Source organism: Pseudoflavonifractor phocaeensis, from assembly GCF_016901955.1.
Classification (GTDB): domain Bacteria; phylum Bacillota; class Clostridia; order Oscillospirales; family Oscillospiraceae; genus Flavonifractor; species Flavonifractor phocaeensis_A.
Genome location: NZ_JACJLC010000199.1, coordinates 1 through 1,023, shown reverse-complemented (window position 1 = coordinate 1,023; position 1,023 = coordinate 1). Strand labels below are relative to the sequence as shown.

The window sequence follows — 1,023 nt, the reverse complement described above, 5'->3', positions numbered from 1 at the left end:
GCCGCCATGGGCATAAGGCTCAGCAGCATACACAGGGCAAGCAACACGCCCCATATGCGTTTGGTAATGGTTTTTGTTGTTTGCATAAGAACATCTCCTTTATGTTTTCTTTTTTTTAGTCGATTGCAAAACCCAAAATTTTTAGGTTTTATGCGACTTTTTTCACTTAAAATATAATGAAATCCCTCCATATATATAACAAAAACATTCAAAAACCCCAAAAAGGAGAGAATTTCATGCGTAATAATTTTTCGCAAATATCTTTATTCGATATTTACTCTGATATTTCCGATGCTATTGAGGAGCGCGATCTCTCATTCTTTGATCTGCTCGACGAGCATCTCGATCTCGGCTCTCTTATTCCTGATGAGTTCTACAGAGCCTTTTATAAATTCCGGCAGAAAACGCATTTACTCTCTTGAGAGCTTCATTCGCTTTTTCATTCTGCAAAAAATTATCGGCATCGATACTGATTCCGCTATGCTCCGCACCCTTTCACTCAGTAAAGAGCTTCGTGATTTCTGCGGCTTCGTTAAAGTCCCCGATGCTTCTAAAATCACTCTCTTTAAACAGCAGTTTTGTGATCATCTTGCCGATTTCTTTCATCGTCTTGTCGATATCACTGAACCTATTTGCCGTGAGCTTGACGATAGGAAAGCTGATTATCTCGTCTTTGATACTACCGGCTTTGAGTTACCTGTTGCTGAGAATAATCCAAAATTCTTTAATACCAAACTCAAGCAGGCTAAAGCTTTGCATAAGTCACAGCCTAACTTTAACCCTTATGCCGGCGTGTATTCTTTTCTGCCCGATACCGCTAATAAGTGTATCAATGCAAAACAGCAATATATCAACGGGCATTTTTGCTATGCCGTTAAAGCCGCCATCGTTACCAACGGTCTCGGTATCCCAAGACACATTCAAATCTTCGATGATGACTTTAAAGCCGCTCATCCCGATATTGTTGAAGCTAAAACCGACAACCCTGATATTGATAAGGAAATCAGCGATTCTACTGCCTTA

Annotated in this window: 3 protein-coding genes; 2 read left to right on the top strand and 1 reads right to left on the bottom strand. The window is 40.1% G+C overall.

The window, feature by feature from the left end; translation table 11 throughout:
• A partial coding sequence (locus H6B51_RS17135) for a hypothetical protein (protein WP_204884799.1) occupies window positions 1–191 on the bottom strand: 191 nt, incomplete at its 3' end.
• A 45-nt stretch (window positions 192–236) separates the two neighbouring features.
• Between H6B51_RS17135 and H6B51_RS17130 the strand changes: the two genes are divergently transcribed.
• Window positions 237–422, top strand: a complete 186-nt coding sequence (locus tag H6B51_RS17130) for a hypothetical protein (RefSeq protein WP_204884798.1) — start codon at window positions 237–239, stop codon at window positions 420–422.
• The coding region (locus H6B51_RS17125) for a transposase (RefSeq protein WP_204884797.1) at window positions 367–1,023 on the top strand (657 nt) is incomplete at its 3' end. The genes H6B51_RS17130 and H6B51_RS17125, both read left to right, overlap by 56 nt.